Source organism: Asticcacaulis sp. AC460 (assembly GCF_000495795.1).
Classification (GTDB): Bacteria; Pseudomonadota; Alphaproteobacteria; order Caulobacterales; family Caulobacteraceae; genus Asticcacaulis.
Genome location: NZ_AWGD01000038.1, coordinates 91,470 through 116,607 on the forward strand (window position 1 = coordinate 91,470; position 25,138 = coordinate 116,607).

26 protein-coding genes and 1 riboswitch are annotated in these 25,138 nt (G+C 62.4%); of the genes, 14 read left to right on the plus strand and 12 right to left on the minus strand.

Going from position 1 to position 25,138, the window contains the following annotated elements; all coding sequences use genetic code 11:
* The first annotated feature begins 119 nt into the window (after positions 1-119).
* On the plus strand, positions 120-380 hold the full coding sequence (locus ABAC460_RS45020; RefSeq protein WP_023455447.1) for a hypothetical protein: 261 nt from the start codon (positions 120-122) through the stop codon (positions 378-380).
* Here the strand turns inward: ABAC460_RS45020 and ABAC460_RS45025 are convergent.
* Positions 377-1,720, minus strand: coding sequence for a gluconate:H+ symporter (locus ABAC460_RS45025; RefSeq protein WP_023455448.1), 1,344 nt, complete (start codon positions 1,718-1,720; stop codon positions 377-379). The two genes, ABAC460_RS45020 and ABAC460_RS45025, sit on opposite strands and share 4 nt — an antisense overlap.
* Positions 1,721-1,956: 236 nt before the next feature.
* Here ABAC460_RS45025 and recA point away from each other — a divergent pair, with 236 nt between their 5' ends.
* The 3 genes from recA to ABAC460_RS45040 all read left to right on the plus strand — a co-directional run bounded on the left by recA (position 1,957) and on the right by ABAC460_RS45040 (position 6,673).
* Positions 1,957-3,039, plus strand: coding sequence for a recombinase RecA (recA, locus tag ABAC460_RS45030; protein ID WP_023455449.1), 1,083 nt, complete (start codon positions 1,957-1,959; stop codon positions 3,037-3,039).
* Positions 3,040-3,240: 201 nt separating this feature from the next.
* Positions 3,241-5,877: an alanine--tRNA ligase gene (gene alaS, locus ABAC460_RS45035; RefSeq protein ID WP_023455450.1), complete on the plus strand. Its 2,637-nt coding sequence runs from the start codon at positions 3,241-3,243 to the stop codon at positions 5,875-5,877.
* Positions 5,878-5,887: 10 nt separating this feature from the next.
* Positions 5,888-6,673: a glucose 1-dehydrogenase gene (locus ABAC460_RS45040; RefSeq protein WP_023455451.1), complete on the plus strand. Its 786-nt coding sequence runs from the start codon at positions 5,888-5,890 to the stop codon at positions 6,671-6,673.
* 203 nt (positions 6,674-6,876) lie between these two features.
* On the opposite strand, the gene ABAC460_RS45045 is transcribed toward ABAC460_RS45040, so the two are convergent.
* The 8 genes from ABAC460_RS45045 to ABAC460_RS45080 all read right to left on the minus strand — a co-directional run bounded on the left by ABAC460_RS45045 (position 6,877) and on the right by ABAC460_RS45080 (position 13,947).
* Positions 6,877-7,458, minus strand: a complete 582-nt coding sequence (locus ABAC460_RS45045; RefSeq protein ID WP_023455452.1) for a TMEM165/GDT1 family protein — start codon at positions 7,456-7,458, stop codon at positions 6,877-6,879.
* A gap of 15 nt (positions 7,459-7,473) precedes the next feature.
* Positions 7,474-7,634, minus strand: a riboswitch (yybP-ykoY riboswitch).
* 22 nt (positions 7,635-7,656) lie between these two features.
* Positions 7,657-8,580, minus strand: a complete 924-nt coding sequence (locus tag ABAC460_RS45050; RefSeq protein ID WP_023455453.1) for an AEC family transporter — start codon at positions 8,578-8,580, stop codon at positions 7,657-7,659.
* A 55-nt stretch (positions 8,581-8,635) separates the two neighbouring features.
* The gene (locus tag ABAC460_RS45055; RefSeq protein WP_023455454.1) at positions 8,636-8,908 is read right to left on the minus strand and encodes a hypothetical protein; all 273 of its coding nucleotides are present in this window, start codon (positions 8,906-8,908) and stop codon (positions 8,636-8,638) included.
* 1 nt (position 8,909) lies between these two features.
* Positions 8,910-9,530 carry a DUF2939 domain-containing protein gene (locus ABAC460_RS45060; protein ID WP_162150348.1) on the minus strand — a complete coding sequence of 207 codons (621 nt, stop codon included), beginning with the start codon at positions 9,528-9,530 and terminating at the stop codon, positions 8,910-8,912.
* Positions 9,531-9,623: 93 nt separating this feature from the next.
* A complete protein-coding gene (locus ABAC460_RS45065; protein WP_023455456.1) occupies positions 9,624-10,730 on the minus strand; it encodes an SGNH/GDSL hydrolase family protein in 1,107 nt (368 codons plus the stop codon).
* A gap of 62 nt (positions 10,731-10,792) precedes the next feature.
* Positions 10,793-11,860 carry a zinc-binding metallopeptidase family protein gene (locus ABAC460_RS45070; RefSeq protein WP_023455457.1) on the minus strand — a complete coding sequence of 356 codons (1,068 nt, stop codon included), beginning with the start codon at positions 11,858-11,860 and terminating at the stop codon, positions 10,793-10,795.
* A gap of 12 nt (positions 11,861-11,872) precedes the next feature.
* The gene (locus tag ABAC460_RS45075; RefSeq protein WP_023455458.1) at positions 11,873-12,952 is read right to left on the minus strand and encodes an SGNH/GDSL hydrolase family protein; all 1,080 of its coding nucleotides are present in this window, start codon (positions 12,950-12,952) and stop codon (positions 11,873-11,875) included.
* Entirely contained in the window at positions 12,949-13,947 is a 999-nt protein-coding gene (locus tag ABAC460_RS45080; protein ID WP_023455459.1) for an SGNH/GDSL hydrolase family protein, read from the minus strand. Before ABAC460_RS45080 ends, ABAC460_RS45075 begins: the two co-directional genes overlap by 4 nt.
* Positions 13,948-14,261: 314 nt before the next feature.
* Here ABAC460_RS45080 and ABAC460_RS45085 point away from each other — a divergent pair, with 314 nt between their 5' ends.
* Positions 14,262-15,104 carry a hypothetical protein gene (locus ABAC460_RS45085; protein ID WP_023455460.1) on the plus strand — a complete coding sequence of 281 codons (843 nt, stop codon included), beginning with the start codon at positions 14,262-14,264 and terminating at the stop codon, positions 15,102-15,104.
* A 160-nt stretch (positions 15,105-15,264) separates the two neighbouring features.
* Here ABAC460_RS45085 and ABAC460_RS45090 read toward each other — a convergent pair whose 3' ends face one another.
* On the minus strand, positions 15,265-16,479 hold the full coding sequence (locus tag ABAC460_RS45090; protein ID WP_023455461.1) for an NADP-dependent isocitrate dehydrogenase: 1,215 nt from the start codon (positions 16,477-16,479) through the stop codon (positions 15,265-15,267).
* Positions 16,480-16,684: 205 nt separating this feature from the next.
* Here ABAC460_RS45090 and ABAC460_RS45095 point away from each other — a divergent pair, with 205 nt between their 5' ends.
* The 3 genes from ABAC460_RS45095 to ABAC460_RS45105 are packed head-to-tail and all read left to right on the plus strand — an operon-like array spanning position 16,685 to position 19,016.
* The gene (locus ABAC460_RS45095) at positions 16,685-17,023 is read left to right on the plus strand and encodes a hypothetical protein (RefSeq protein WP_023455462.1); all 339 of its coding nucleotides are present in this window, start codon (positions 16,685-16,687) and stop codon (positions 17,021-17,023) included.
* 3 nt (positions 17,024-17,026) lie between these two features.
* Positions 17,027-18,487 (plus strand): methyl-accepting chemotaxis protein, encoded by a 1,461-nt coding sequence (locus ABAC460_RS50555; protein WP_023455463.1) that lies wholly within the window; start codon positions 17,027-17,029, stop codon positions 18,485-18,487.
* A gap of 58 nt (positions 18,488-18,545) precedes the next feature.
* A complete protein-coding gene (locus tag ABAC460_RS45105; RefSeq protein WP_023455464.1) occupies positions 18,546-19,016 on the plus strand; it encodes a DUF1579 domain-containing protein in 471 nt (156 codons plus the stop codon).
* 192 nt (positions 19,017-19,208) lie between these two features.
* On the opposite strand, the gene ABAC460_RS45110 is transcribed toward ABAC460_RS45105, so the two are convergent.
* Positions 19,209-19,520: an ArsR/SmtB family transcription factor gene (locus ABAC460_RS45110; RefSeq protein ID WP_023455465.1), complete on the minus strand. Its 312-nt coding sequence runs from the start codon at positions 19,518-19,520 to the stop codon at positions 19,209-19,211.
* Positions 19,517-19,975, minus strand: a complete 459-nt coding sequence (locus ABAC460_RS45115) for an SRPBCC domain-containing protein (RefSeq protein WP_023455466.1) — start codon at positions 19,973-19,975, stop codon at positions 19,517-19,519. Before ABAC460_RS45115 ends, ABAC460_RS45110 begins: the two co-directional genes overlap by 4 nt.
* A gap of 173 nt (positions 19,976-20,148) precedes the next feature.
* Here ABAC460_RS45115 and bufA2 point away from each other — a divergent pair, with 173 nt between their 5' ends.
* The 6 genes from bufA2 to ABAC460_RS45145 all read left to right on the plus strand — a co-directional run bounded on the left by bufA2 (position 20,149) and on the right by ABAC460_RS45145 (position 24,899).
* The gene (gene bufA2 / locus ABAC460_RS45120) at positions 20,149-20,433 is read left to right on the plus strand and encodes a BufA2 family periplasmic bufferin-type metallophore (RefSeq protein WP_023455467.1); all 285 of its coding nucleotides are present in this window, start codon (positions 20,149-20,151) and stop codon (positions 20,431-20,433) included.
* Between the two features lie 47 nt (positions 20,434-20,480).
* A complete protein-coding gene (bufB, locus tag ABAC460_RS45125) occupies positions 20,481-21,332 on the plus strand; it encodes an MNIO family bufferin maturase (RefSeq protein WP_023455468.1) in 852 nt (283 codons plus the stop codon).
* On the plus strand, positions 21,332-22,087 hold the full coding sequence (locus ABAC460_RS45130) for an HvfC/BufC N-terminal domain-containing protein (RefSeq protein ID WP_023455469.1): 756 nt from the start codon (positions 21,332-21,334) through the stop codon (positions 22,085-22,087). Before bufB ends, ABAC460_RS45130 begins: the two co-directional genes overlap by 1 nt.
* A gap of 9 nt (positions 22,088-22,096) precedes the next feature.
* Positions 22,097-22,900 carry an RNA methyltransferase gene (locus ABAC460_RS45135; RefSeq protein ID WP_031237443.1) on the plus strand — a complete coding sequence of 268 codons (804 nt, stop codon included), beginning with the start codon at positions 22,097-22,099 and terminating at the stop codon, positions 22,898-22,900.
* Between the two features lie 63 nt (positions 22,901-22,963).
* Complete coding sequence (locus tag ABAC460_RS45140) at positions 22,964-23,878, plus strand: CPBP family glutamic-type intramembrane protease (protein ID WP_155914748.1); 915 nt, start codon at positions 22,964-22,966, stop codon at positions 23,876-23,878.
* Positions 23,879-23,948: 70 nt separating this feature from the next.
* The gene (locus tag ABAC460_RS45145; RefSeq protein ID WP_023455472.1) at positions 23,949-24,899 is read left to right on the plus strand and encodes a CPBP family intramembrane glutamic endopeptidase; all 951 of its coding nucleotides are present in this window, start codon (positions 23,949-23,951) and stop codon (positions 24,897-24,899) included.
* Positions 24,900-25,138: the final 239 nt, after the last annotated feature.

The following is a 25,138-nucleotide window of genomic DNA, read 5'->3' on the forward strand; positions in this document are numbered from 1 at the left end:
CTCAAATCTCACGATTACTCCTGATGAGTAATGAGAACGGCTCCGGAAACGGGGCCGTTTTTGTTTGGGAGGGGCTGACCCGCTTGTAGAACCCGGCCTGAGCGGTTAGGTTCCCGCCCATGCAAGCCTTCAAATTCATCTGGCCCTATTCGCTGGGCAGTTTGCCGTTTATCGGCCTGTTCATCTACCAGATTGCTGTGGTTTGGCCGACCCGGCCCGGACAGCCGGATCTCACCTACACCATTCCCATGCACGTCGGGGACCGCGATGTGTTTATCTCCAACATGGACCTCATCCTGATGATGGGCAGCTGGGGTATCGCCGCCATCATCATCCTGATCGGTTATCGCCGGATGCGCCGGCAGATGCGGGCGCGCTAAACCACCAGGTCCAGCAACAGCACGCAGATCAGGCCGACCACGCCGACGGCGCCTTCCATCAGGGTCCAGGACTTCAGCGTGTCCTTTATGCTGAGGCCGAAATACTCCTTGAACATCCAGAAGCCGGAATCGTTGACGTGGCTGAACATCAGGCTGCCGGCGCCGATAGCCAGCACCATCAGGTTGGGATCGACGCCCGACACGGCGACCAGAGGCGCAACCAGGCCGGCCGCGGTCAGGCCGGCCACCGTGGCGGAACCTAGCGAGATGCGGATAATGCCGGCGATCAGCCAGCCCAGGACCAGGGGCGGGACGGGCAGGGCGCGTAAGCTTTCGCCCAGTTGCGCGCTGACGCCACTGTCGATGAAGACCTGCTTCAGCGCGCCGGCGCCGGCGATGATTAGCAGGATCGGGGCGATTTCGCGCATGGCCGAAGCCGAGGAGTCCATCAGCTTGCGGAAGCTCTGGCCGCGGGCGATCCCGAGGGTGAACACTGCCACCAGCAGCGAAATCAGCAGCACCAGGATCGGGTGGCTGAGGAAATCGACCAGGGGTTTATGCTCGGGTGGGACGGCGCCCGAGAAGCTGAGGGCCGTCGCGCCGGACAGCAGGACCACGGGCAGCAGCGCGGTGGCGAAGCTGTTGAAGGCGCCGGGCAGTTCGTGGTCTTCCTTGGGCGGGGAGACAAACAGCTCGGGCGGGTTGGCTTGGATGTTCTTGACCAGCATGGCGAACAGCGGACCGGCGACCAGCAAGGTCGGAATGCCGACGATCATGCCGTAGATCAGGGTCAGGCCCATATCGGCGCCGAACATCGGCACGATGGCGGTGGGCGAGGGGTGGGGGGGCAGGAAACCATGGGCAATCGACAGGCCGGCCATCAGCGGAATGGCGATATAGACCATGCCCTTGCCCGACTGGCGCACCAGCGAGAAGATCAGCGGCACCATCAGCACGAAACCGACATTATAGAACAGCGGAATGCCGACGATGAAGCCGGTGAGGCTTAGCGCGATCGGCATGCGCGAGGCGCCGAACAGCCTGATCAGGACCTGGGCGATCTTCTGGGCGGCGCCCGAATCGGCGATGACCTTGCCGAACACGGCCCCTAGCGCCAGCAGGATGGCCAGCGAGCCCAGCATGTCGCCGATGCCTTTTTCGACGGATTTGGGGATGGTGTTGAGTGGCATGCCCAGCATCAGGGCGGCGGCAATGGCAGCGATGACGAAGGCCAGCAAGGGCTGCATCTTGCCCCAGGCGATCATGACGACCAGGCCGAGCACGGCAATGGCAACGGCGGTCAGGGCCCAGGCGGGATCGCCTGCGGTGAGAGTAGGCATTGTTATCCTCCCAGTGCCGGGCTGCTTTTTTGTATAGAGGGGCGCCGGTCTTGTTAGCGCTAACCCTAAGCGAGAACCGGGGTTTGGGCAATGCAGACAATTTTGTTCCAATTCGCATCTCATTTTCTTGGGAGAACATATTGCGAACGTGGAACAAACAGTGTACGACTTATCCTCAGATGAATTTGGAACAGATCGCCCCGTTCAGGGGAATCGTGAGATAGGGAAGGCATGACATGTCGCAACCGGCTTTGAAACTCGTGACCAAGAACGAATCCGAAAAACAACGCGCCCTCGAGGCCGCCCTGGCGCAGATCGACCGCGCCTTCGGCAAGGGCTCGGTGATGAAGCTGGGCGCCGGCGGCAAGATCGCCGAAGTCGAGAGCATTTCGACAGGGTCGCTGGGGCTGGATATCGCCCTGGGTATCGGCGGCCTGCCCAAGGGCCGGGTCATCGAAATCTATGGTCCGGAATCGTCGGGTAAGACGACCCTGGCCCTGCACACCGTGGCCGAAATCCAGAAGGCCGGCGGCACCGCCGCCTTCGTCGATGCCGAACACGCCCTGGACCCGACCTATGCCGGCAAGCTGGGCGTCAATCTGGAGGACCTGCTGGTCTCCCAGCCCGACAATGGCGAACAGGCGCTCGAAATCACCGATACCCTGGTCCGTTCCGGCGCCGTCGACATCGTCGTCGTCGACTCGGTTGCGGCCCTGACGCCGCGCGCCGAAATCGAAGGCGATATGGGCGACAGCCTGCCGGGCCTGCAAGCCCGTCTGATGTCTCAGGCCCTGCGCAAGCTGACCGGCTCGATCTCCAAGTCGAAGTGCATTGTCATCTTCATCAACCAGATCCGGATGAAGATCGGCGTTATGTACGGTTCGCCGGAAACCACGACCGGCGGTAACGCGCTGAAATTCTATGCCTCGGTCCGTCTCGATATCCGCAGCATCGGCAAGATCAAGGTGCGCGACGAAATCATCGGTAACAACGTCAAGGTCAAGGTCGTCAAGAACAAGGTGGCGCCGCCGTTCCGCGAAGTCGAGTTCGACATCCTGTACGGTCAGGGCATCTCCAAGCTGGGCGAAATCATCGATATGGGCGTCAAGGCCAGCATTATCGAAAAGTCGGGCTCATGGTTCTCGTACAACTCGACCCGTATCGGCCAGGGCCGTGAAAACGCCCGCGACTTCCTGAAGGCCAATCCGGAGATGACGGCCGAGATCGAAAAGGCCATCCGCAACAAGACCGAAAAGCTGTCGGAAGAGTTGCTGGGCGCGCCGGAGCCGGACGCCAACGACGGCGACGAAAGCTTGTAATCAGATACGGACGGTTTGCCGGCGTTTGCCCCACAAACCCACTTTCCCAGACCGTTCGAAAGAAAGACGCCCTCTCACCACAGGGCGTCTTTTTTGTATCTTTTGCCGGGTTTGATGTCCCTGACGTCGCAAAGGTCTTTGCGATTGTCCGAACTCACCTCTATATACGCCGATATTCGCATCAGACCTTATCGGACCCCCATGCCCAGCCTGAATCAGATCCGTCAGACCTTTCTCGACTACTTCGCGCGCAACGATCACGAAGTGGTCGCATCGTCGTCGCTGGTCCCGCAGAACGACCCGACCCTGATGTTCACCAATGCCGGCATGGTGCAGTTCAAGAACGTATTCACCGGCGCCGAGACGCGGCCCTACAAACGCGCCACCACCTCGCAGAAGGTCGTCCGCGCCGGCGGCAAGCACAACGACCTCGACAATGTCGGCTATACCGCGCGCCACCACACCTTCTTCGAGATGCTGGGCAACTTCTCCTTCGGCGACTATTTCAAGGCCGATGCGATCGAGCACGCCTGGACCCTGCTCACCAAGGATTATGGTCTCAACCCTGACCGCATGATGGCCACTGTCTATATCGATGACGATGAAGCGTTCGACCTGTGGAAAAAGATCGCCGGCTTTCCGGAGTCGAAGATCGCCCGCATCGCCGGCAGCGATAACTTCTGGTCTATGGGCGATACCGGTCCGTGCGGTCCGTGCACCGAAATCTTCTACGATCATGGCGACCATATCTGGGGTGGCCCTCCGGGTACGCCGGAAGAGGATGGCGACCGCTTCGTCGAAATCTGGAACCTCGTGTTCATGCAGTTCGACCAGCAGCCGGACGGTACGCGCGTCAACCTGCCCAAGCCGTCGATCGATACCGGTATGGGCCTTGAGCGGGTCGCAGCCGTGCTGCAGGGGGTGCACAACAATTACGACATCGACCTGTTCAAGACCCTGATCAGCGCGTCGGTTGAAGCGACCGGTGTTGCCGCCGAAGGCGACAGCCTGCCGTCGCACAGAGTCATCGCCGACCACCTGCGCTCGTCGTCCTTCCTGATCGCCGATGGTGTCACGCCGTCGAACGAAGGCCGTGGTTATGTCCTGCGCCGCATCATGCGCCGCGCCATGCGTCACGCCTATCTGCTGGGTGCCGAAACCCCGCTGCTGCATCGGCTGGCCCCGACCCTGGTGGCCGAGATGGGCGGCCATTATGGCGAGTTGAAGCGCGCCGAAGCCGCCATCGTCGAGACCTTGCGTCAGGAGGAAGAACGCTTCCGCCGCACCCTGGGCCGCGGCATGACCCTGCTGGACGAGGCTGTACGCGATCTGAAATCCGGCGATATGCTGGAAGGCGAAGTGGCCTTCAAGCTGTATGACACCTATGGCTTCCCGCTGGACCTGACCCAAGACGCCGTCCGGGCCAAGGGTTTGAGCGTTAATGTCGCCGGTTTCGAGGCTTCTATGGAAGCACAGAAGCAACGCGGCCGTGATGCCTGGACGGGCTCCGGCGAGAAGGCCACTGCCGCCGAATGGTTTGCCATCAAGGAGGCCATCGGCGCCTCGGAATTTACCGGTTACGATCATCTGTCGGCCCAGGGCCATGTTCAGGCGATCGTTCTGGATGGCGAGACGATCGAGGAAGCCCTGACCGGCGATACGGTCAGCATGGTCTTTGAAAAGTCGCCCTTCTATCCGGAAGGCGGCGGCCAGGCCGGTGACACCGGTACCGTCGACTTCCTGCACGGCAAGGGCAATGTGCTGGACACCCAGCGCCAGGCCGGTGAATTGATCGTTCATCGCGTCGAAATCACCGAAGGCCGGGTCAAGGTCGGCGACAAGGCCGAACTGCATGTCGACGCAGGCAAGCGCAAGACCACGCGCTCCAACCATTCGGCGGCGCACCTGGTGCACGCTGCTCTGCGTCACGTTCTCGGCCCACACGTCGCGCAGAAGGGCCAGTTGGTCGACGCCGAACGCATGCGTTTCGACTTCAGCCATGGCGGTCCGCTGACGGTTGACGAACTGGCGCGCATCGAAGCCGAGGTCAATGCCGTGGTGTTGCAAAACGCTGCGGCTGCGACCAAGCTGATGACGCCGGAAGCTGCGATCGAGGCCGGCGCAATCGCCTTGTTCGGCGAGAAGTATGGCGACGAGGTCCGGGTTCTGGCCCTGGGTCAGGCTTTGGACGGCCAGGGCGACTATTCGGTCGAACTGTGCGGCGGCACACACGTCGCCCGCACCGGCGATATCGCCCTGTTCAAGATCGTGTCGGAATCGGGCATCGCCGCCGGCGTTCGCCGTATCGAAGCCGTCACTGGCGAGGCTGCGCGGCAGTTCCTGCTGGAACAGGCGGGGGTCGCCCGGTCGTTGGCCGATCAGTTCAAGGTGCCGGTGTCCCAGGTTGAGGCCCGGGTCGAAGCCCTGGTTGCCGAGCGCAAGCGGCTGGAAAAAGAACTGGCCGAGGCCAAGCGCGCCCTGGCCGTCGGTGGCGGTGGTGCCGCGTCGGGGCCTGAAGAGATCAATGGCACCAAGCTGATTGCGCGCGTGCTCGAAGGTGTTGGCGGGAAGGACCTGCGTCCCCTGGCGGAGGATTTCCGCAAACAGGTCGGCTCGGGCATTGTTGCCCTGGTCGGCAAGCTGGACGGCAAGGCGGCGGTGACGGTGACTGTGACCGCGGATCTGACCGGACGATACAACGCGGCCGAATTGGCAAAGGCCGCCGTGATCGCCATGGGTGGCCAGGGGGCGGGCGGCAAGCCGGACTTCGCCCAGGGCGGCGCTCCTGACGACAGCAAGGCCGATGCCGGGCTTGAGGCCGTAAAGGCATTAATTTAACGGAGGTTCGATGAACCGTCTGTCCAGGAAGGTCTGTCTGATCACCGGCGCGGCGTCGGGCATCGGCGCCGCCATGGCGCGCGCCTTTGCCGCCGAAGACGCGACGGTCATCATCAGCGATATAAATGCCGCCAAGGGTGAGGCGGCCGCGGCGGCCATGGGCGGGAAGGGGTTCTTTCTGCGCCATGACGTGACCGATGAAGCGCAATGGCAGTCGGTGATGGCCGCGATTGCTGAACAGCATGGCGGATTGGACGTCCTGGTCAACAATGCCGGGATCATCGGGACCGAAGGCGGGGCGGACCATGATCCGGAACATACCTCGCTCGATGAATGGCATCGTGTGATGCGTATCAATCTGGACAGCGTCTTTCTGGGGTGCAAGCACGCCATCGCCGCCATGCGGGCGACGGGACGGGGCGGGTCGATCATCAATATGTCGTCGCGATCGGGATTGGTCGGTGTCCCGAAGACCGCGGCCTATGCGGCGTCCAAGGCGGCGATTCGCAATCACAGCAAGAGCGTGGCCCTGTACTGCGCGGAGGAGAACCTCGGCATTCGCTGTAATTCTCTGTATCCGGCGTCGATTCGTACGCCGATGTGGGACGCGATGATCGACAGCCGCGAGGACGAGCAGGCGATGATCGACGCCATGCCGCTGCATCGCTTCGGCCGGCCGGAAGAGGTCGCCGCCGTCGCCATATTGCTGGCGTCGGACGAGGCGACCTACATTACCGGTTCGGAGTTCAATATCGACGGCGGAATACTGGCCGGAACGTCGACGTCACCGAAGTAGGCTGCCTTTCGTGCGACGGAACCCTGGTAAAAGGGTTGTCCACAGATAAGCCAGAGACGCCAGATGGACCGTGCGTGTGGCCGAGGTCCCGGATCACCCCGTCATGCCGCGCAAAGCGTGTCGATATATGGCCAGGTTTGGCGAAGGCCGTGCCTAAAACTCTAACCATCTGACTTATATCGCTTATCTGTGGATTTCCCTCCTTACGAAAACGCCGGGATGAGTTTGAACCAGGTCAGCAGGCTCCACAGGCCGAAGCCGACGAACAGAGCACTGGCGGCATAGCGGACGGCATTCAGCGGAATCCACTTCATAATCTTGTCGCCGAACAGCACGGCCGGGACGTTGGCGATCATCATGCCCAGGGTCGAGCCAGCGACAACGCCGATCAGGTTGCTGTATTGGGCGCCGAGCGCGATGGTGGCGAACTGGGTCTTGTCGCCCATCTCGGCCAGAAAGAAGACGACGATCGTGGTGACAAACGCACCGTAGTCTTTTTTCGGGGCTTCATCGTCATCAGCCTTGTCAGGAATCAAAATCCACAGACCCAGCGCGATGAATGATACCGCCAGAATCAGGGGCATCCAGGCCTGGAGCGGCGTTTTCATCAGCAGGCTGCCGCCTAAGGCCGCCAGGGCGTGATTCGCAAGGGTCGCCACCAGAATGCCGAAGATGATCGGGATAGATTTGCGATAGCGCGCCGCCAGTATCAGGGCGAGAATCTGCGTCTTGTCACCCATCTCGGAGATGGCGACCAGAAGCGTCGAATGAAGGAAGGCGTCCAAGGTAAGCTACGATCTGATCAGGCGGCCAATGACACACGGTATACCTGCGCGCCGCCTGATCGATTGGCGCCCGGTACACCGCAGGTCTTGCCTAATCTTTGCTGCCGCCATGCCCATGCCGGGCAAGTATGTTGACGGCAGCCACGGTCGAAACCGCGCGGCTACTCCCCTGAAGGATGGGGCGCTTATAGGGAAGGTTCAGGTGTGCGTCAAGATCAAAGCCAGAACCGATAGGGTGATCAGGCTGAAGACAGTCGATTGCGCCACAGTCTTGGCGGCGCCTTCGTACCAGACCTGGTAGATTCGGGCCTGGATGAAAACGCTGACGGCGGTGGGCGTCGCCGCAAGGAAGACGCAGATTTTGAACGTGGTCGGGTCGGCTTTCAGCAGATAGAGGGTGAGCGCGACCAGGGCCGGGGCCAGCAGGATTTTCGCCGCGACCGCCAGTCCGCTTAAAGGATCGAAGCTGGCCAGGTTACGCCATTCCATCATGCCCAGCATCCCGCCGAGCGCCACCAGCGCGACCGGCGGGCCGGATTTGCCGAGCAGGTCCAGTGCGGTTTCGATCGGGGCGGGGAAGCGTTGGCCGAAGAGTAGCAGGCCGACGCCGATCAGGGCACCGATGACTGTAGGATTTTTCGCCGTGCGGATCAGGGCTTCCTTGAAGGTATGGCCGGAGGACTTGGCCATGGCGGCGCAGCCCAGGCTGAACAGAAGCAGGAAGTCAACGGCAACGACCAGCGGTCCGATCTCACGCGCCGATTGGCCGAACAGCGAAAAGGCGATCGGAATGCCGAGGAAGGCCGAGTTGTTGATAAAGCCTGACATGCCGGCGGTGGCCGCCTGTTCGCGTGGGGTTTTTCGTAAAGTGGCGACGAGGAGGACGATGCCGGCCGTGGTAATCATGGCCGCGGCATAGCCGGCGAACAGGATCGCGTGGCTGGAATCGAAGTGGGGGAGTTGGGAGAAGCTGACGGCCAGCCAGCATGGGAAGCCCAGCCAGTAGAAATAGGCCGACAGTCCGTCCAGGCCCTGGTAGGTCAGACGGCCGGTCCGCGCTAGCACGGCGCCTGCGGCAATGAAGCCGAAGAAGATGACGACCCTGGACAGCGTATCGAGCATGCTGGGTTAGTAGAGCGTCATGGCGGAGAATGCATGTGTTTTTTGGCGGTGACGCCTATCGTCTGACGCCGCCCATGGCTTCACATGTATCGTCGGGAACGCTGGCGTCGCAAACTAGAGCTGGCGGCACAAAGAAGTCCATCACCTGCTGGCCGCCCTTAACCCACCAGATCGTCAGGAAGGCGACAAGCCAGGCAGCACCGATTAACCGAACCCGGGTAGAATATCCTTTACCAAGCAGAAACCAGTAGAAGATCAGGGGAAACAGGACGAGGCAAACCCATAGCCAGGTCTGTACCTTGCGTGAACTCTGCGTGGCCTGGATCATATTAGCCTGCCGGGGAGGCTGCGGTGACTTCCTCGCCGGCCTTAGGCAGGGCGATGTGGGTCAGTTCCCAGTGCGTCAGGCCCTTGCGCTCGAAGGTAAAGGTCGTCGTTCCGCGTTCGGCGTCGTCGATCGTCAGGCGCGCCCGCTCCAGGCTCATGAAGCTGTACTTCGGCATCGGCGGCTTGCCTTCATAGGTTGCCGGGTCGAACTTGGGCGCGTCTTCGCCGGCGCCGTAGGTCAGGGCCAGCAGCGAGCGCGGCTTCAGGTAGGAATCGACATCGACGACCGGGATGATCGGCGTCTTGGGGGCCTTCGGGTTGGTCAGTTGATCCCACGCCTTGCCCACCGTCTTGGACACGTCCTTCAGCACATTGCCGGTGGCGCCGACCGGATCGGCAACCGCGGACGGCGGCGGGGCGGCGACGCCTTCGTCACCGGCCAGCAGTTGCGCCTTTAAGCCCGCGCGCACCGAATCGAAGCTGACCAGCTTGGCCAGGGCCGCAACGTCCTCGGTTTTGGCCGAGCTGCGGACGTCATAGAAGGTGATCATCGGGGCGGCATAGAACAGCCCGCCGCCCAGAACCACGGCCACCAGAAAGACAACTGTCAGAAAACGCCACACGGCAACCACCCCGAAAAACCCATCGTTAACCATTCCTAACACGCCGATTCGGACTTGTCAGGGCGTGTTTGCCGTTTCACCGGCAACTGTGCCTCATTTGCCCTGCCACACCTCGGGATGGCTCTCGAACCAGGCAATGAACATCTTGGCGATATTGGCGTCGTCGCGGGTATTGGGATGGCCGTTGCAGCCGTCGCTGACCGTCGGCGGGATGGTCAGTCGGGCGATCTTTGTCTCGCCCCCGGCTTTGAGGGCGTTGTAAACCGCGGTGGTGCCTTCGGTGTAGCCGCCGCGTTCCTCCGGCGAGGTCAGGATCAGGAAGGCCTTCGGATTCGCCTTGCGGACGTCCTTGACGAACTGGATGTAAGTCTTTTCGTAATCGGCCTGAAGCGCCGCCTGGTCCTTCCACGGTTCGCCGGCGGCGACCGGAGTCGAGAAGTCGTTGCCACCGATGCCGATGACGATCACCTGCGGCGCCCAGCCGTCGCGCGGCGCCGGCGTGGCCTCATCGAACAGGGCGCGCGGATACAGCATCGGCATATGATATTTCGGATGCTCGAAGCCGCCGTAGTTGCGCACCATGCCGAGGCCGGAAAAGGCGTTGACCTGGTAGTCGGCCTTGAACTGCTTGGCGATGATCGGCCCGAAACCCTGCTGGGCGTCGGTGGTCTCGAAAATGTCCTCGGCCGTGCAGTCGCTGTAGGGCGAGGTGTTGCCGTAACCAACGGTCAGGGAATCGCCGATGAACTCGATCTGGCGGGACAGCGGGGCGGGCGGGGTGCCCTGGGCCAGGGGGGCGATAAAGCCCAGGAACTGGCCGGTGGCATACTGGGTTTCGGAGCGCTTTTCGACGCGGACCGTGTGCGTGCCGCCCTGGGGCAGGGACACCGTGGTGCCGCCGAAGCCCGGCTTCTTCAGGATCATCACGATACGGCCGTCGACCAGCACGTTGAAATTGTTGGCGGTGTCGTTGAAGATCAGGGTGACGCCAGGACCCGAAACCTGGGTTTCGAAATAGACGCCCGGCCATTGGTAGCTGTAACCCTGAGGGTCATGACGAACCTTGCCGCCGACCTTCAACGGCAGGAAACCAGCCGGTTGCGGACCACCGGTGTCGTTCAAAGTGACACTGTCGACGACGACATCCTGGGCGTGGGCGCCGCCGGCGAGGGCGAGACCCAATAGAACGGCTTTCCACATGGCGTGATGCTCCCTCTTATGATTACCGCGATCTAAGGCGCAAATCGCCACCCTGGCAAGCGCTATACTTGCCGCGTCAGCAGGCTGTGGACATAGGCCATCTTCTGCTTGATCACAGGGGTGAGGATGAAGGGGTAGAGGTCGCGCTCGCCCATGGAATGGTGGATGGTGTTCAGCGCCACCGACAGCGGTACCCAGACCTCGGCTATGCGCTCGAAATCCAGAACCGAATAGGGGTCGAAATTGGCGTGGGCGTTCAGCAGGTCCGGCGACATCGGCGCCAGGGCGATGCCGAACATGTGTGCTGTCTCCAGGCTGTCGACGATGTGCAGCACATGGGCGAAGCATTCGGCGAAGTCCTCCCACGGATGCGAGGTGGCGTAGAAGCTGATATAGTTCGAGCCCCAGCCGCGCGGCGGGCCTTCGCGGTAATGGCGTTCCAACGCCTGGCCGTAGTCGGCGCTTTCGTCGCCGAAAATGGCGCGGAAGCTCTCGATCTTGCCGGCGTCGCGGACCATGTGATTCCAGATGAAATGGCCGGTCTCGTGGCGGAAATGGCCCAGCAGGGTGCGGTAGGGCTCGTTCATCATCGACCGCTGCTGTTCGCGGGTCGGATCGTCGGCCTCGGCGGCGCGGATGACGATATGGCCTTCGTCATGGCCGATCATCACCGGGTTGCATGAACCGTCGGGCAGGATCTCGTCTTCCTTCAGGTCGAACAACAGCCCGCTCTGCGGATCCTCCTGCCGTCCCTGGCGCGGCAGATCCCAGCGCAGGAAGGAATAGAACAGGTGGCGCTGGGCGTCCGAGATGGCCCGCCACCGTCGCAGGCCATCGCTGGATTTGGCGTTGGGCACCAGGCCATTATAACGGCAGGCGACACAGAATGCTTCGCCGCCTTCGGCCCGGACCAGCCAGTTGCAGACATCCCAGGTGGCGTTGGCGCAGAACTTGTAGATGAACTGCTGCTGGTCGATGCGGCGCCAGCGGTCGGGCTGGGTGGTATCGGGCTGGACGGTATGCAGGCAGATTTCTTCGGAGACGAAACCCAGGCGCAGACCGCATTTCAGGCACGAGCGGTTTTCGAAGTAGATGGCGTTGCCGCAGTTGTCGCAGCGGAAAAGTCGCATGGTGTCCCCAGATTATTTGCCCTGCCAGACCTCCGGATGGGCTTCGAGCCAGCTGACCAGAAGGTCGCGGACCTTTTCGCTGTCGGCCAGCGACGGATGATAGTGGCAGCCCGTATAGGTTAAGGAATTGAGCTGTAAGAAGGCGATGCGGCTCTCACCCGCGGCCTGTAAGCCCTTCATCACCGTCTTGACCTGGTCGGCATATTCGCCGTTCATCTGGTCGGTGGCGGTCAGGACGAAATAGACACCGGGATAGCGTTTACGCAAGTCCTGAACGAATTTTGTGTAGGTGGCGACATAATCGGCGTGCAGGGCGTCGCGCGTTGCCCACTTTTCACCCGGATTGAGCTGGGTCGAGAAGTCGTTGGTGCCCAGGCCGATGACGATGACATTGGGTTGCCAGTCATCGGCGTTGCGCGTCGCGGTGATGCCGTTGATGCGGACGTCGAACGGATAGGCGAGCGGCAGTTGCAGGCCGTCGCCGCCATTATAGTTTCGGACGATGCCCTTGCCGGAAATGGCGCTGAAGCGATAGTCGGCGTTGAAATGCTTGGCCGTCAGGGTGCCGTAGACGCGGGTATTGTCGGTGGTGGCCCAGACCGTTTCCGTGGTGCAGTCGGTGGTGGCAGACGTGTTGCCGTAGCCGACGGTGTAGGAATCTCCGATGAATTCGATGCGGCGGTTCGATGCCGCCGGCGCCGGCCGGACATTGGCCTGATCCGGCACGAAGAAGCCGGAGAAGCCGGCCGTCATCCATTCCGATTCGGTGACCTTTTCGACGCGAATGGTGTGTTCACGGTCGGGCAATGGGCCCAGTTCGATATCGCCCTGGCCGGGCTTGGTCTCGGTCACGACCTTCTTGCCGTCGAGGTAAAAGTTCAGGATGTTGGCGTCGTCGTTGAGGCGGACGACGACCGAGGTGCCCTTGAAGCGCGATTCAAAATAGGTGCCGGGCCATTGATGGACATAACCGTCGGTGGCGTTGGCCTGGGGCATGACGCGGCCGCCGGTCTTCATCGGCAACTGGACTTCGGCGTTGGCAGCGGAGGCCAGGAGGAAGAGGGGGGCGAGCAGGGGCAGGAGGTGCTTCACTTATAACTCCACAGGTCGGGGTGGGCTTCAATCCACGTGTTCAATTGGGTGCTGATACGGCGGTGATCATTAAGATCAAGGTGCCAGTGGCAGCCGGTCAGGGCGAAATCGCCCATGGTCAGGCTGTCGATACGGGCTTCGCCGCCGGCCTTCATGGCAGCGACGACGGCATCGAGATGGGGCGCGACCTTGGGGCCGTCATAGTTCATAACCAGCAGGAAGGCGCCGGGGTTGCGTCGGCGCAGCTCTTTCAGGAAGAGGACGTACGAGGCTTCGAAATCGGCGGCCAGGGCGTCTTCCGAAGGCCATTTTTCGCCCGGCTTGACCGGCGTCGAGAAATCGTTGCCGCCTAAGCCCACGACGATCAGGTGGGGTTTCCATGAGTCGTCTTCGTACAGGGTCTGTTTGTCGAACAGGATGTAGGGATATAGGGCGGGCAGGGGCTCCCCCGGGGAGATGCCGTCGTAATTACGCACCGCGCCGCGGCCGGAATAGGCATTGATCTGGTAGTCAGCGTCGAAATGTTTGGCAGTGATCGGACCGAAAGCCTGGGAGGTGTCGGTGCTGCGCTGGACCTGCTCTTGCGTACATTCCTGCTTGGATGAGGTATTGCCGTAACCAACTGTCCAGGAGTCGCCGATGAATTCGATCTGGCGTGCGCGAGGCTGGGGCGCCGGCAGGACATGACGTGAAGAGGGGACGGCAAAACCGTTCAGGCGAAGACGCGCGGCTTGCAGTTCGGTTGCAACCTCTAGCCGGATTATGTGCTCGCCGTCATGGTCCAACAGGAAGGTCATGTTGGGGCGTGTCCCGCGACCGCGATGTTTCCCGTCTATAAAAACATTATATAAGGCTTCGACGTCGTCGTAGCCTTCCATGCGAACTTCGTTACCGGTGAAGCGACTTTCGAAATAAATGCCCGGCCATTGGAAGAAGTGTGCAGGGCGTTCGGCACCGCGATAGGGTTCGTGGGAAGCCTTGCAAATTTTGTCCATGGCGGGATCCCAGACCTGAAACCGCTCCGACAGGTGGCGACCAACGCTATGAACCGGCAGATAAGCTGGGTTGGTGCAAGGTTCTTTAGGCTTTGAAAGCGCTGCGGCCGGCGCCGCAGCCAGGCCGGCCGCCCAGGCGCTAAGTTGCCGCAGCGACCCGCGTCGAGTCACTGTCTTTGCCGATTTCGTCATATCTTCCCTCCCGCCGATCGTTGGGCACTCTGACGGTGAACTCACCTTGCGTCAACGTCTTGACATTTTACCGTAGCTGTATCGCAAATGGTTAACGGCCGGAAGCTGCGGGGAGACGCGGGGTGCATAACAGCGATAACTGGTTTACCGTGCTGTCGTTGGGCAGCGTCGCCCTGGCGCTGGTGCTGATCGCCATCCTGATCGTGCGGTCCGTGTTTCATATGTTGTTGGCCAATACGCGCGGCATTGCTGGCCATCACCATGAATTCGACGGTTGGAAGGCAGCGCGGGTCATTGTCGTGATTGTTGGTGCTGCCGTTGCGGGCATTACCCTGGCTGTGCGGCCGGCGGGATTCGTGCCGCAGGTGCTGATCTGGGCGGGATTGTTCGCGGCCATCTGTCTACCGCTTCTGATCGCCATCTGGGAGATCCGGGTCGTCGACATGGAAAAGCCGGTCAACCAGGAGGGGCCGCGGCGGCTGGGTCTCGCGGGGAAGAACCTGCTCTATATACTGGGGTTGCCGGGGATGATGACGGTGTTCGTCATGGCCGGAGTGGCGTTGAACCCGGAGCGCGGTGGTTTGAGTTCGTTATGGAACCCGCCGGTGACGATCAGCAGCGAGACCAACTATTATATGTTGCCGCGGCCAACGGCCTGTTCGCAGTGGCTGCGTCAGGCGGGGGCAGTGGATTTACCTTTGGCGGAGGCCAGGTCGCCCGACCATGCGGTGGTGACGGCGGAATACTGGCTGGACGCGACCCTGAACCAGATCACGTTCAATGCCTTCGATACTTCGGGATGTTATCTGAGACGGGTGGATTATAACCGTGAGAATGCCCGGATGGTGGCGGCCGTGACGGCCTATAACTTCATCCTGCTGTTTGTCATCTCGACCATCATCTACTCGGTGTTCAAGCACAAGGTCCGCAAGGGCGTGGCCAAGGCGACCGCGCATCAGGATTAAGTTTCGCTGTTTGTGCACCGGCCTGTACCCCTCCACCGCTTCGCGGTCCCCCTCCCCACAAGGTGGAGAGGAGGGCGTTTGTCACTGCGCGTGGGGTAGTCCTGACGAAAAAAGCCGCCGGGGTGAGCCGGCGGCTTTCACTTTTTGAGATTGGGCTGCCTTAGGCGGCCAGGGCCTTGGTCAGGTTCTCGCTGACCTTGTCCAGGAAGCCTTCGGTCGTCAGCCAGCCTTGCGACGGGCCGACCAGCAGGGCCAGGTCCTTGGTCATGGCGCCGGCTTCGACCGTGTCGATGCAGACCTTTTCCAGCGTCTCGGCAAAGCGGTTCAGCTCGGCATTGTCGTCCAGCTTGGCGCGGTGCTTCAGGCCTTGGGTCCAGGCGAAGATCGAGGCCATCGAGTTGGTCGAGGTCGATTCGCCCTTCTGGTGCTGGCGATAGTGGCGGGTGACGGTGCCGTGGGCGGCTTCGGCTTCCATGATCTTGCCGTCCGGCGTGACCAGGGCCGAGGTCATCAGGCCCAGCGAGCCATAGCCTTGCGCGACCGTGTCGGACTGGACGTCGCCGTCGTAGTTCTTACAGGCCCAAACGAAACCGCCGGACCACTTCAGCGCCGAAGCGACCATGTCGTCGATCAGGCGGTGTTCGTAGGTCAGGCCCAGTTCCTTGTACTTCGCGGCGTATTCGGCGTCAAAAATGTCCTGGAAGATGTCCTTGAAGCGGCCGTCATAGGCCTTCAGGATGGTATTCTTGGTCGACAGGTAAACCGGATAGTTGCGGGCGATGCCGTATTCGAACGAGGCGCGGGCGAAGTCGCGGATCGATTCGTCCAGGTTATACATGCCCATGGCGACGCCCGAACCCGGGAACTTGAACACTTCGTATTCCTGGACCGTGCCGTCGTCGCCTTCGAACTTCATGGTCAGCTTGCCGGGGCCGGGGACGAGGAAATCGGTGGCCTTGTACTGATCGCCGAAAGCGTGGCGGCCGACGACGATCGGCTGGGTCCAGCCGGGGACCAGGCGCGGCACGTTGCGGCAGATGATCGGCTCACGGAACACGACGCCACCCAGGATGTTACGGATGGTGCCGTTGGGCGACTTCCACATCTTCTTCAGGCCGAACTCCTTCACGCGGGCTTCGTCCGGGGTGATGGTGGCGCATTTCACGCCGACGCCGCAGGCCCGGATAGCATTGGCGGCATCGATGGTGACCTGATCGTCGGTGGCGTCACGGTGTTCCATGCCCAGGTCGAAATATTGCAGGTCGATGTCGAGATAGGGATGGATCAGCTTGTCCTTGATCATCTGCCAGATGATGCGGGTCATTTCGTCGCCGTCGATGTCGACGACCGGGTTTGCCACCTTGATTTTAGCCATTGAAAATTCCTTTCGAACGGGCGCTGACGGCCGGAGGGCACAGGCTCATGGCCGCCGCGAACGGGCTCCCTATAGACGTATTTTCCCGCATCCGCAAATAGGCGCGACGGGCGTTTTACATGGGCGTAATGCGATATTTAAACTTTGTTATCCCTGTGCGCGTATCACGAAACGTGGGGCCACCTATTACACACTGTACCGCATCATGTCCGAAGTCCCGTCGTTTCCGCAAAGCCGATCTTCCGTCCGGATTGTTGCCCTGTTCAGCCTGTTGCTGCTGGGGGTGACCTGCGGCGCCGCGACAGCGCCTCAGCCGGGTCGTGACCTGGCCGTCATCGTGGCGCCGTGGAGCCAGCGGCCGGACGCGCTGGTCGCCATCTCGCACGCCGGCGGCCGCATCACCGGCGCCGGGCGCTGGTCCTTCATCGCCTTCGCCGCCCACGACGACTCGCGACTGGTGTCGCAGCTTTACGCCTCAGGCGCCTGGCTGGTCATCGATGCCGGCGGCCTCGCAGCCTGCCAATCCCCTTCTTCAGGAGCCTGAACCGTGGACGGTCTGAACCAACTTCGCCTGGAATTTTCGCGTTTCCTGATCGGCTTTTTGTGGGTCAATGCCCTTTTGATCCCGGTGATCGGCCTGTTCGGCCGCGGCGGCATCCACTGGGCCGCGGTCATTGGTGGCGTCATGCTGGCCGCCGCCGCGACCTGGGTCTGGTCGCGCGATGCTACGGCGCCGGCGACGCGGATGGTGACGTCCCTGGCGGCGGCCGGCATGGTCAGCCTGATGGTCTTCGCCCTGCGCGGCCATGATTTGCAGATCGACATGCATATGTATTTCTTCGCCAGCCTGGCCGTCTGCGCCGGCTGGTGCGACTGGCGCGCCCTGGCGGCCTATACCGGCTTCGTCGCCGTCCACCATTTGGTGCTCAACTACGCCATGCCGCTGGCCGTGTTCCCGTCGGCGGCACCGGAACTGCTGCGCGTCCTGGCCCATGCCGTCATCCTGGTCGTCCAGTCGGTGGTCCTGGCCTGGCTGGTCGGGCATATCGAAGATCTGTTCGCCAAATCCGGTGAGGCGCTGGAAGCCGCCCAGGCCTCTGGCCGCGAGGCCCAGAGCCTGGCCTGTCAGCAGGAGGACAGCCGTCGCCGCGAGATCGAGGCGCTGAGCCGCCGCGAAGCGCTGAGCGCCGAGTTCGTCGAGCGCATGAATGCCCTGTCCAGCCGGTTTTCGGGTTTTTCCGGCCAGGTTGCCGGGGCGGCTTCCAGCCTGGCCGACACCATGAACCGGTCGATGCAGCGGACCCAGGTCATGGTCACGGCTTCGGACGAAGCGCGCGGCCATATCGATGCGGTGGCTGCCGGCGCCGAGGAGTTGTCGGCTTCGATCGCCGAAATCAACAGCCTGGCCGCCCACTCCAATGACGTCGCCACCCGGGCGACCGGCGAGGTAGCGGCCACCCAGGCATCGGTGGCCGACCTGTCGCGTTCGGCGCAGAAGATCGGCGATGTCGTCGAACTGATCCGCTCGATCGCCAGCCAGACCAACCTGCTGGCTCTGAACGCCACCATCGAGGCCGCCCGCGCCGGGGATGCCGGCAAGGGCTTTGCCGTGGTCGCGTCGGAGGTCAAGCAACTGGCGTCGCAGACCTCGAAGGCGACCGACGAAATCGCTGCCGTCATCAATGGTGTCCAGGCTTCGACCGGCGAGACCGTGGAGTCGATCGACCGCATCGTCACGACCCTGGGCGGGGTGTGCGAAACCGCCGGCGCCATCTCTCAGGCCATGCACCAGCAAAGCGCAGCCACGGCCGATATCGCCGCGACGACGCAACGCGTGGCCATGGGCACGGCCGGGATGTCCGATCACATCGCGCGCGTTGGTGATGACGCCAAGTCGTCGGACGCGGCGTCGCGGGGCCTGATGCAGCTGTGCGGCGACCTGGAAGCCATGGCGCGCGAACTTCAGGGCGAGGTCGACAGCTTTGTCGACCGGTTGAAGGCGGCCTGATCCTTATCCGTTTTTGATTTTGCCTCTGGTAAGGTGCCTTCCAGCACAGGAGGCGCGCATGAAAGTCGATATTCAGACCCAGCATCGCTGGCTGGAACAGTTCACCGGTACCTGGGAAGTCGTCCAAGGGGCGGATACGCCGCCGGAGGAACGCTCCGACAACTGGAAAGAGGTCGGGCGCAACCTGTACGGCGTCTGGGCGGTGGTCGAAGGCAATGGCCAGATGCCAGGCGGCGGTGCGGCGACGACGGTGCTGACCCTGGGCTTCGACCAGGCCAAAGGCAAGTTCGTCGGCAGCTGGATCGGGTCGATGATGGAAAATCTCTGGGTCTATGAAGGCGAACTCGATGGCGACGGCCGGCTGGTGCTCAACAGCGACGGGCCGGACTTCGAGACCGGCGAGATGCGGAAATATCGTGACATTTACGCCTTCGAAGGCGGCGACAAACGCACCCTGACGTCGCAACTGCTGCAGCCCGACGGCAGCTGGAAGGCATTTATGAGCATGACCTATCGGCGGGTCGGGTAGAGGCTTTTACTATCCTCCACCGCTTGCGGGGGAGGTGTCGAGCAAGTGAGGTCCCCTATGGGCCGAAACGCGTCGAGACGGAGGGGGCGTTAGAAGCTCCGAGTTTCCGGCTCCCCCTCCGCTTCGACGCGCTACGCTTTCAGCTTCGCTTGCTCAGCACCTCCCCCGCAAGCGGTGGAGGATAAGATTAAGTTACTTCTCATCCAAAACGTCCCCCAGCGCGTCTAGGCGGCGCTCCCATGTCGAGCGCAGCGCCCTGGTCCAGGCGTCCAGCACGTCCAGGCCGGCGCTGTTCAGGCTGCAGGAACGGACGCGGCCGATCTTCTCGGTTTTGACCAGGCCGGCCGCTTCTAAAATAGCCAGGTGCTGGCCGACCGCCGTCAGGGTCATGTCGTAAGGCGCGGCCAGGGCCGACACCGACATAGCCGTGTCGGTCAGGCGTTCGACCATGTCGCGCCGGGTCGCGTCACCTAAAGCCTGCAGAACCTTACGGGCGTCGGTCACAAAACCGCGCCCAGGCGTTTCAGCAGCTCGCCCCAGCCGTGTTCGCGCATCTGCGGGCCGTCGGCGTTTTCGAAGAAGGCGCCATGGTGGGTGAGGGTGAGTTTCGTGCCGTCGCCGTCCGCGGCGAACTCGAACGTCGCCAGCGAGCCCGAAAACGGCGTGCCGTTCATCATCATGTTGGAACCGCAGGCGATGCGGCGGTCCGGTACGATGTCGAGATAGAGGGCTTCGCTCGACAGGACGGCGCCGGGGAAGGGTGTTTCCGGCCCCATGGTCCAGCGCGATTTTTCCAGCCCGCCCAAACGAAAGTCGTTGTCGTAGCTGTCGCCCGGCTGCGCCACGCCGTGCCGGAACCAGCGCAGCTTGATGTCGGAATTGGCGAAGGCGGCAAAGACTTTCGCGACCGGATGCGGATAGGTCTTTTCGATGACGAAGGTGGCGTGAACGGCAGTCATGGGATTCTCCATATTCAAGTTTAAACTTCACTATATTGGCGTGCTGAAATGGTCAAGTTCAAACTTCAGTGATGCGCACAGGCTGATTATTTCATGCCTACCGTAACCGCCTGTCCTGCGGCGCCGTATACCTCAAAGCCAGCACGGCACATCCCACTTCTGAGGAACTTCCCATGATCTCCTTCAAGACCGGCGCCACCGTCGCCTCCGCCGCCGCCCTTCTCGCCCTGTCGAGCTTCGCCACCGCCGCGACCGCGCCGGCCGGCAGCTCCGGCGCCGCCATCTCGGCCGATGACACTGTCCACTGCTACGGCGTCCATAGCTGTAAAGGCCAGTCCGACTGCAAGACGTCGACTCATGAGTGCAAGGGGCATAACAGTTGCAAGGGCGATGGCTTCAAGGCGATGACCGCCAAGGCTTGCCTGGCCGACGGCGGCACCATTGGCGATATCGGCTGAGTATGAACCGGCCCCGTCCCGGCTACGGGATGGGGCCGTTACCCGCCATGACCCAGTCCGCGCCCTCCCATGTTTCACCGCCGCGATTCTCGGGCTTCGGCCTGGGCCTGAGGCCTGTCCACTATGCTGACGTCCAGCACACGGACGGGCTGGCTGACTTTTTCGAGATCATTTCGGAAAACTTCATGGTCGACGGCGGCCGACCGCTCCAGGTCCTGGACCGGGTGCGCGAACGCTATCCCCTGGCCATGCACGGCGTGTCGATGTCGCTGGGCGGCGAACGTCTGGATCATGGCTATCTGAAACGGTTGAAGGCCCTGGCGGACCGGGCGCGGCCGCTGTGGGTGTCCGATCACCTGTGCTGGACTGGCACGGGCGGGATCAACAGCCACGACCTCCTGCCGCTACCGCTGACCGAAGCGGCGCTGGACCGGCTGACGGCCCATATCCGGCAGGCCCAGGATGTCCTGGAACGCAGCCTTCTGATCGAAAATCCGTCCAGCTATATTACCTATCCGGAAGATAGTCTGACCGAATGGACCTTTCTGTCGGAACTGTGTGCGCGGACGGGCTGCGGCCTGCTTCTGGACGTCAACAACATCTATGTCAGCGCCCACAATCACGGGTTTTCGGCTCAGGACTATCTCGACGGCCTGCCGTTCGACCGGGTGCGGCAGATCCACCTGGCCGGCCACAGCCAGGGCGAAAGCCTGCTGATCGACACCCACGACCAGCCAGTGCCCGACGGAGTATGGCAACTGTACGCCCAGACGGTGGCGCGCTGCGGCGAAGTTGCCGTCATGATCGAGCGCGATGACGACATTCCGCCGCTCGATGACTTGCGCGCCGAACTGGACCGCGCCCGTTCTTTGGCCGGTCAGGCCCGGCAGGCTGCGTGATGCGCGAACTCGCCACGGCTCAGGCCGCGATGTTGGCCACGCTGCTGGAAACGAGCGTGCCGGAGTCGCCGGGGCTGGCCGTCTATCACAATGCCTATCGCAGCCGTTTGCGTGGTGCCCTGGCCGAAGTCTTTCCGCGTCTGCATCTTTGGCTCGGCGAGAACGCCTTCGACGCTGTCGCGTTAGTCTATATTGCGCGGCATCCCTCGCGGACCTGGACCTTGAACACATTTGGCCATGCCTTTGCGGAGGTTTTGGCCGAACTTTACCCAGATGATGCCGAGGTGGCGGAACTGGCCTGGCTGGAATGGGCGCTGCATGCGGCCTTCGGCGGGGAGGACAGTCCGGCGTTCGATCCGGCAGAACTGGCCGCCGCCGATTGGTCCACGGTTGGGCTGGCGTTCGCCCCGACCCTGACGCTGCGGCCGATCGTCAGCAATGCCGCCGCCATCTGGCAGGCCCTCGCGCACGACCAGACGCCGCCGGCAGTGGCGCGGTTGCCGCAGGCGGTGGCCATGGCGGTTTGGCGTCACGGCCTGGAACCGAAATTTCGCACGGTGAGCCTGACCGAATACGAAGCGATCCTGGCGCTTCGGGCGGGCATGTCCTTTGCCGAACTCTGCGCCACCCTGCCGCAGAACGACGGTGAAGATCCGGCGCAGATGGCCGGAAGCTGGCTGGCGGAATGGCTGGGTGACGGACGCATGGTCGGACTTAGGACGTTTTGCATTGGACCCGGCGCAGTTTTGTCGTAAGTGCGCGGCATGAAAGATGCCCGACCCGCGCCGCCACTCGATCCCAACCTGACCCTGCCGTGCGTCATCCTCGACCGGCCGCAACTGGCCGACAATATCGGCTCGGTCGCCCGGGTCATGGCCAATTTCGGTCTGCAGGAACTGCGTCTGGTGGCGCCGCGCGACGGCTGGCCGCAGGATCGCGCCTGGGCGACCTCGTCCGGGGCGAACTGGCCGCTGGACGGCGCGAAAGTCTTTCCGACCGTCGCCGAAGCGGTTGCCGACCTGAAAACCGTCTACGCCACCACGGCGCGCAACCGCGAAGTCCATCTGCCGGTGGTGACGCCGCGCCAGACCGCCGTCGAAGCCTATACGGCTGCGCAGGCCTTTGAAAAGACCGGCCTGCTGTTCGGCGCTGAGCGGGCAGGGCTGGAAACTTCGGACATTGCGCTGTGCCATGCCATCGTCACCATCCCGGTTGATCCGCACTTCCATTCGCTGAACCTGGCCCAGGCGGTGAACATTATACTCTATGAGTGGCGGCTGCTGGTGATGGACGCGCCCAAGGCCGCCTTTACCCAGAATATGGACGAACCGGCGGATCTCAAGTTCCTGCACGGCTTATATGGCCATCTCGAGGACGAGCTGGAGGCGGCCGGCTTCTTCTTCCCGCCGGAAAAGAAGGAATCGATGGTGCGCAACCTGAGGGTCGTTCTGAACCGCGCCCGCATGACCGAGCAGGAGATCCGCACCTGGCGCGGCGTGGTCACTGCCCTGACCAAGGGCCGTGGCCGCGTTCTGGCGAAACTGGCGAAAACCGATCCTGACGCCTGAGCGGGCTTGCCTTGACCGGGATTTCGTGAAAGCGTCTCGCGGCTGCAGCAGAAGAGGGGCCCCGTGGCAAGTTCGCGTACCAGAAGCACATGGGCCTTGCTGACGGCGCCGCTGGTATGGGTATTTGTCTATGCCGGCGTATGGATTGCCGGCCGGATCGCGAGCCTCTTCGGGCTGAACGCTGCCATGAACGGGCGCTGGCAGGATGCCGTGGTGGCCCTGTTTGCTTCCTTACCCGTTCTGGGCTGTCTGTGGCTGTGGCTGCGCTTTTATGAGAAGCGCCCGCTGCGCGATATCGGCCTGGCCGGACCGGCGCGGCGGGAACTGCTGCGCGGTTTCCTGATGGGATGCCTCTTGGTGGCCGGTGTGGCCGCCGTGGGCCTGCTGATCGGCGTCTACAGTTTCGCCGGCCTGGGCGCCCTGCAGGGATTCGATATGGTCTGGCTGACGGCGGCTATCCTTGTGATTGCCGGCACCTTCGTCCAGGCCACGGTGACCGAAGCCCTGTGGCGGGGCTGGATGCTGCAGACCTGTGCTCTGCAGTGGGGGGCGATTCCGGCATTGGTGTTCAATGTCGCCGCCGGGCTGATCATCCAGGGTGGCAACCTGCTGCAATCACCCGAGCACCTGCTGGGGGGGATCAACCTGGCCCTGATGGCCGGCTTCCTCAGCCTGAAGGCGCTGCGCGACGGCAGTTTGTGGGGCGTGTGCGGCGTGCATGCCGGCTGGAACCTGATGATGGGGCTTGGGCTGGGGCTGGGCATCGACGGTGGCCGGACAGGGGTGACGCCGCTGCTGGCGCATATTGTGCCCAATGGCGATGCGCCGGCCTTCCTGCATGGCAGTTGGTACGGACCGGATGCCGGTCTGTTGATGACGGTCGCCGCCGTGGCCGCTATCGCCTGGACCCTGCGCCGACCGCGCCAGCCGCAGGCCGTCCGCCAGGATGACCACGACACGGTCGACGACTATCATTGAGGTTTAGGCACTGAAGCTTGCCAGGCTCCGGTTTCTATGGAAACCTCCTCTCTATATCAGGGAGGGCGACATGGCCGGGATTGAACTCTACGCACCGCGGACCGAGCGTCATCGCCGCACGTGGACCGCGGCGGCCATCGTGCTGACCCTGGCCTTCATTATCCTGGGACAGGTGCCGGCCGGGATCGCCCTGATGGCGGCGGGGATACCGCTGCAGCCGGGCGTCAGTTGGACTGGTGACACCCTGTTGCTCAGCATCTTCGGCTGCAGCGCGCTTCTGTTCTTTCTATGGGTCTGGGTGTTCGAACGGCGGGGCCTGGCGACGATCGGCTTTAACAGCGACTTTCTGAAACGGTATGTTCGCGGCCTGGCGCTGGGGTTGGCCTTTTCCGGCGCGGTCATCGGAGGGATTTTCGCGCTGGGTGGCTATCGTATTGAGAATGCCGGTTTCTGGGCGGCGCCGTCGCTGAGCCTGTTCATCCCGATCGTGGCCATTTTCCTCGGCTTCGTCATTCAGGGGGCGACCGAAGAGATCGCCATGCGCGGTTACCTGATGCAGATCATTGCCTCGCGCCACGGCATGTATTGGGGCGTCGGGGTTACGACCTTCCTGTTCTCAGGCCTGCATGCCCTGAACCTGAAGCCGTCCAATGAACTGTATATGGGCCTGGCCAATATCGTTCTGGTCGGCATCTTCTTCGGGCTGTACGCGATCAAGGAACGCTCCCTGTGGGGCGTGTGCGCCTGGCACACGGCGTGGAACTGGTTCCTAGGCGTCGGTTTCGGCGTCGAGGTCAGCGGCCAGCACTTGGATGCCAAGCCGATCGTCGTCGATCTCATGCAGACCGATGTGCCGTGGTGGATCACCGGCGGCGCCTTCGGCCCGGAAGGCAGCGTGATTACCACGGCCGTTCTGTTGGCCGGCATTGCCTGGCAGGTATCGCAAGGGGCGCTGAAACAGGGCCAGGGCTTTGCGACGCCAACCTATCTGGAAGGCGATGAAACGGCCCAAAAGTTCTGAAATCGGCCGTAACGAAATTATCTCAAAAAAGCGTAAAATCGTTGTTGACTTGGGGGAGGCCCCCGCCTAAAAGCGCGTCTCCCGACGAGGCGGCCCCGGCCGCTCCCAAGGGTTCCGAAGAAAAGAAAATCTTTTTAAAAGAATTGCTTGACACGGAAATTTAATGCGGTATAAGCGCCGCTCTCTTCGATAACGAGATAAAGTTGTCGCCCCGGCCGGTTCGGCTGGACGGGGAATAA

What these genes read in the sequence shown, in the direction of transcription:
- ABAC460_RS45020 (WP_023455447.1), top strand. Translation starts at nt 120, where the DNA reads ATGCAAGCCTTCAAATTCATCTGGCCCTATTCGCTGGGCAGTTTGCCG.
- ABAC460_RS45025 (WP_023455448.1), bottom strand. Translation starts at nt 1,720, where the DNA reads ATGCCTACTCTCACCGCAGGCGATCCCGCCTGGGCCCTGACCGCCGTT.
- recA (WP_023455449.1), top strand. Translation starts at nt 1,957, where the DNA reads ATGTCGCAACCGGCTTTGAAACTCGTGACCAAGAACGAATCCGAAAAA.
- alaS (WP_023455450.1), top strand. Translation starts at nt 3,241, where the DNA reads ATGCCCAGCCTGAATCAGATCCGTCAGACCTTTCTCGACTACTTCGCG.
- ABAC460_RS45040 (WP_023455451.1), top strand. Translation starts at nt 5,888, where the DNA reads ATGAACCGTCTGTCCAGGAAGGTCTGTCTGATCACCGGCGCGGCGTCG.
- ABAC460_RS45050 (WP_023455453.1), bottom strand. Translation starts at nt 8,580, where the DNA reads ATGCTCGATACGCTGTCCAGGGTCGTCATCTTCTTCGGCTTCATTGCC.
- ABAC460_RS45055 (WP_023455454.1), bottom strand. Translation starts at nt 8,908, where the DNA reads ATGATCCAGGCCACGCAGAGTTCACGCAAGGTACAGACCTGGCTATGG.
- ABAC460_RS45065 (WP_023455456.1), bottom strand. Translation starts at nt 10,730, where the DNA reads ATGTGGAAAGCCGTTCTATTGGGTCTCGCCCTCGCCGGCGGCGCCCAC.
- ABAC460_RS45070 (WP_023455457.1), bottom strand. Translation starts at nt 11,860, where the DNA reads ATGCGACTTTTCCGCTGCGACAACTGCGGCAACGCCATCTACTTCGAA.
- ABAC460_RS45080 (WP_023455459.1), bottom strand. Translation starts at nt 13,947, where the DNA reads ATGGACAAAATTTGCAAGGCTTCCCACGAACCCTATCGCGGTGCCGAA.
- ABAC460_RS45090 (WP_023455461.1), bottom strand. Translation starts at nt 16,479, where the DNA reads ATGGCTAAAATCAAGGTGGCAAACCCGGTCGTCGACATCGACGGCGAC.
- ABAC460_RS45095 (WP_023455462.1), top strand. Translation starts at nt 16,685, where the DNA reads ATGTCCGAAGTCCCGTCGTTTCCGCAAAGCCGATCTTCCGTCCGGATT.
- ABAC460_RS45105 (WP_023455464.1), top strand. Translation starts at nt 18,546, where the DNA reads ATGAAAGTCGATATTCAGACCCAGCATCGCTGGCTGGAACAGTTCACC.
- ABAC460_RS45115 (WP_023455466.1), bottom strand. Translation starts at nt 19,975, where the DNA reads ATGACTGCCGTTCACGCCACCTTCGTCATCGAAAAGACCTATCCGCAT.
- bufA2 (WP_023455467.1), top strand. Translation starts at nt 20,149, where the DNA reads ATGATCTCCTTCAAGACCGGCGCCACCGTCGCCTCCGCCGCCGCCCTT.
- bufB (WP_023455468.1), top strand. Translation starts at nt 20,481, where the DNA reads ATGACCCAGTCCGCGCCCTCCCATGTTTCACCGCCGCGATTCTCGGGC.
- ABAC460_RS45130 (WP_023455469.1), top strand. Translation starts at nt 21,332, where the DNA reads ATGCGCGAACTCGCCACGGCTCAGGCCGCGATGTTGGCCACGCTGCTG.
- ABAC460_RS45135 (WP_031237443.1), top strand. Translation starts at nt 22,097, where the DNA reads ATGAAAGATGCCCGACCCGCGCCGCCACTCGATCCCAACCTGACCCTG.
- ABAC460_RS45145 (WP_023455472.1), top strand. Translation starts at nt 23,949, where the DNA reads ATGGCCGGGATTGAACTCTACGCACCGCGGACCGAGCGTCATCGCCGC.